We start from the raw sequence: 3,850 nt of genomic DNA, 5'->3' as shown, positions 1-3,850 counted from the left end.
CTCCCGTGGGGCCGGCCGCCGCCGTCTCCGGGAAGCTCCGGCAAGCCCCCGAAGCTGCGCGACGGGCCGGAGCGGCCCCGCACCGCCTGTGGGATCGGCCACAGGCCACGGCGCGCGGACACCCCCGCGCGCGGGGCGCGCGCGCCGCCCGCACGGTTCGTAGGCCCAACCCGCGTACGACTCCTGACGGCACGCCCGCAACCGTTCCGATCGGCCGAAACCCGCTGCACGCCCCGCGCTCCGGCGCCCGTGCCCGCCCCCGGCCCGTCGACGCCGGGCGGTGCCCGTGGATAGGGTCGGATCCCATGGCTGGCAGAGCGCCGGGCACACCGCCCCAGACGACTGCGACGAGGCCCGGCGCCGCCCCGGCGTCCGAGTCCGTGACGGCCCGGTTGCGCAAGAGGGTCCGCCGGGTCCGCCGAAGGCTGCGCACGGCCGGTGTGGACTACTTCCGCGGCGGCGCCGCCGACTGGCCCGTGCTCTGCGCGCTCGCCCTGCTCGTCCCGCTGCTGATCCTGCTCAACATCTGGTTCCCCGACTGGGCCCCGCCCACCTCCCTGGTCCTGCCGATCCTGGCCGGCGCCCTGCTGCTGCGCCCCGGCAGCCTGGTGGTGCTCTACGCGCTGGCCGCGCTCGGCCTCTCCTCCGAGTCCGTGATCCACACCGGCCAGCGGGTCGCCAGCGACAACCCCGAGGCCTACCTCTACGGCGTGACGCCGGGCGCGGCCCTGGTGGTCGGCGCCGCCGGGGTGGGCGGCCTGCTGCTCGCCCAGTTCCGGGCCCGGGTGGGAGTGCCCTGGTGGGGCGGATCCACCATGCTGTTCGACCTGCGCGAGCGGCTGCGGGTGCAGAGCCGGGTGCCCGAGCTGCCGGACGGCTGGCACGCGGACATGGCGCTGCGCCCGGCCGGCGGCCAGTCCTTCTCCGGGGACTTCGTGGTCGCCGCCCGCACCGGCCCCGGCCAGCGGCTGCTGGAGGTGGTCCTCGCGGACGTCTCCGGCAAGGGCATGGACGCCGGCTCCCGCGCACTGCTGCTCTCCGGCGCCTTCGGCGGACTGGTCGGCTCGCTGCCCGCGCACGACTTCCTGCCCGCCGCCAACGGCTACCTGCTGCGCCAGTCCTGGGAGGAGGGCTTCGCCACCGCCGTCCACCTGGTGCTGGACCTGGACACCGGTGAGTACGAGCTGCTCTCCGCCGGGCACCTGCCGGGCATGCAGCGGCTCGCCGGGGAGGGGCGCTGGGAGGTCAAGCAGGCCGACGGCCCGCTGCTGGGGATCTACGACGGTGCCAAGTTCGAGGGCGTGCGCGGCCGACTGAACCGGGGCGACGTGCTGATGCTGTGCACCGACGGCATGGTCGAGGCGCCGGGCCGGGACCTCGCGGAGGGCATGGACCGGCTGATGGGGGAGGCGGACCGGCTGGTGCCCGGCGGCGGACCCGGCACGGGCACGGGTGCCGCGGCCGCGCTGATCGAGACGGTCGCCCGGGACATCAACGACGACCGCGCGGTGCTGCTGATCTGGCGCGACTGACGCCCCCGCCCGGCACATGCCGCGGGCAGCCGCCGCTGTCAAGCCTGGTAGCTGATCTTCAGCCAAATCGGACGCCCCGTCGACTGACCGGACCAGCGGCTTCCGTTACCCGCCCATGGCCGTTTCCCGGCCGCTCAGCACGGCCCCGCCGACGATTCGTCAGGACGGCTCCGCTATCGTCCCGGTCGGCGGAAACTCGTCTCGCATCGCAGGATATCGGCGTTGGGCTGACTGTCAGACCTTTACGCAATCGGCACGGTCGACCACACTGAGTCCGGGCGGGACTGTTCAGGATTCGGGGGATGGGGGCGTCAGGTGCGACACGACAGACAGCGGTCGACCGTGGGCTCCCTCACCGGCGGTGTGCCGGACGGTCCGCGATTCCGCCTCGGGACCGTCGGACAGACCGGGGTCCGGCTTTCGCAGGTGCCGCCGGGCGGTGGCACCCCGCTATGAAAACGAGGAAGTGAGTCCGGGTGGCACTCTCCGTCTCCGCACTGGTCCTGTTCGCGATCCTGTGCATCATTTTCATCCGCAACAAGCAGATGAAGATCCCGCACGCGATCGTCGCCGCCCTGTTCGGCTTCATGCTCCACGAGACCACGGTCGCGACCTCGATCAACTCGCTGCTGGCCAACCTCGCGCACAGCATCTCCGGCATCACCGGCGGCTGATCCGGCCGGGCCGTCCGCACCCCTGGCGAGGGGTCACCGGCCGGCCCGTCTGGCCTCCCGCCAGCGAGCGAACAGTCCCCGGGGGCGTGCCGCCGCCGGGGCCGGGACACGCATCGGTGCGGGTGCCCCGGCACCCGCCTGCGCGGTCCGCCCCGGCATGGTCGGTTCGGCCGTCAACAGGACGAACAGCCGTGCCCAGCACAGTCGTTCCCCCCGTGGCCAGTCCAGGGCGCGCAGCGCCGCCGACGCCGCCTCCGACACCTCGCCGCCCACCCGGACCTCGGCGACGTCGTCCCCCGCCTTCCCGCCCAGGAAGAGCTTGACGCCCACCGGCCCGGGCCCGGTCAACTCCCCGCGCAGCGCGGGCGCCAGCGCCGGCAGCACCCGGTGCTCGGCCAGCCAGCCCGCCAGCCGCTCGTTGCCGAAGCCGAACACCGCGGCCGGCCCCTGCACCGCGTGCCAGCCCGGGAGTTCGGGCAGGTCCGGGCGGTCGGCGTGCACCCCGCGGCCGTCAGCCAGCTCGACCAGCACCGAGGCGGTGGTGGTCGCCCACATCTTCACCGCGTTGGCGAGCTTCTCCTCCTCGGTCTTGCCGAGGCCCGCCGCGCAGTCCCACACCACCGGGGCGTCCGCCCGGCCCAGGTGCAGCACGAAGCCGAGGTCCACGTGCCCGGCGCCGTCGTCCCCGGGGTGCTCGCGGACCGCCACCGCCGTGGTGCCGGGGCCGCGGACCACCTCGCCCTCCGGGTGGAACACCTGGCCCAGTCGCGCCATCTCCCGCACCACACAGCGCTGTATGACGGCCAGTCGCTCCTGCGGACGCACCGGGACTCCTCCACCTCGGGAGCGCGGCAGCTGAGGTCGCGCTCGAACTGCGCTCGAACGCCGCCGAGGCTATCGGCCCGGCAGCCAGCCGGGAAACCGTTCGGGCCCCGCGGTCCTCCGGTCGCGAAAAAGTCCCGAATGCACCATTTTGGGCAGCGGAACCTGAAGGCCGTCCGCCCGGAGGACCCGCATGCCCCGCGCCACCGCCCCGCCCCCGCCCGTCCTCCTCGCCCCCGGGCCGCCCCCGTTCGGCCCCGCCGGCTCCGGGCTGGTCGCCGAGATCGAGGCCTACCTCGCCTCGCTGCCCGCCCCCGCGCGCACCCCGCTGCCGTACGCCTGCCCGTACGGCAGCGCCCTGCGGCCCTGGCAGGCCGGCCACCCCGAGCCCAGGGCCACCCTGCTCGACCGGGCGCTGGGCCGGAGCGCCCGCCCCGTCCCGGTCAGCGCGGCCGACCACCTCAGGCTCGCCTCCCGTTACATCGGGGCGCACGGCTGGCTCCAGGGTGCGATGTGGGACGCGGCCGGCCGGGTCTGCCTGCTCGGCGCGCAGGCCGCCGTCCTGGCACACGGCTACGGCACCCCGGCCGCCGTGCGCACCGCCCGGGTCCAGCTGATGGAGGTGCTGCACGCCACCGGCCGCCCGGCGCGCTCCCCGGACGAGTACAACGACCGCCCGACCACCCGGGAGAGTGATGTCCACCGGTTGCTGGACGGGGCTGCCGCCCGGGCCGCCCGGCTCGGGCTCTGAGACCCGGGTTCCGGGGGCCGGGAGCTGCAGGGGCCCGGAAACGCCGACGGCCCCGGTGTGCTGGGCACACC

At 75.1% G+C, this 3,850-nt stretch carries 4 protein-coding genes; 3 read left to right on the top strand and 1 reads right to left on the bottom strand.

Annotation, left to right across the window (positions count from 1 at the left end; genetic code table 11):
- The first annotated feature begins 305 nt into the window (after nt 1-305).
- Both ACFU7Y_RS41500 and ACFU7Y_RS41495 read left to right on the top strand, forming a co-directional pair.
- On the top strand, nt 306-1,532 hold the full coding sequence (locus ACFU7Y_RS41500; RefSeq protein ID WP_380771591.1) for a PP2C family protein-serine/threonine phosphatase: 1,227 nt from the start codon (nt 306-308) through the stop codon (nt 1,530-1,532).
- A gap of 476 nt (nt 1,533-2,008) precedes the next feature.
- Nucleotides 2,009-2,206 (top strand): hypothetical protein, encoded by a 198-nt coding sequence (locus tag ACFU7Y_RS41495; RefSeq protein WP_049648957.1) that lies wholly within the window; start codon nt 2,009-2,011, stop codon nt 2,204-2,206.
- Between the two features lie 33 nt (nt 2,207-2,239).
- On the opposite strand, the gene ACFU7Y_RS41490 is transcribed toward ACFU7Y_RS41495, so the two are convergent.
- Complete coding sequence (locus ACFU7Y_RS41490) at nt 2,240-3,031, bottom strand: DUF6348 family protein (RefSeq protein WP_224277470.1); 792 nt, start codon at nt 3,029-3,031, stop codon at nt 2,240-2,242.
- A gap of 190 nt (nt 3,032-3,221) precedes the next feature.
- Between ACFU7Y_RS41490 and ACFU7Y_RS41485 the strand changes: the two genes are divergently transcribed.
- Nucleotides 3,222-3,779 (top strand): hypothetical protein, encoded by a 558-nt coding sequence (locus ACFU7Y_RS41485; protein WP_380771589.1) that lies wholly within the window; start codon nt 3,222-3,224, stop codon nt 3,777-3,779.
- Nucleotides 3,780-3,850 lie beyond the last annotated feature (71 nt).

It is taken from the genome of Kitasatospora sp. NPDC057542, assembly GCF_042801945.1.
Taxonomy (GTDB): Bacteria; Actinomycetota; Actinomycetes; order Streptomycetales; family Streptomycetaceae; genus Kitasatospora.
The sequence above is the reverse complement of the archived record's forward strand: the minus strand, read 5'-3'. Positions and strand labels throughout refer to the sequence as shown.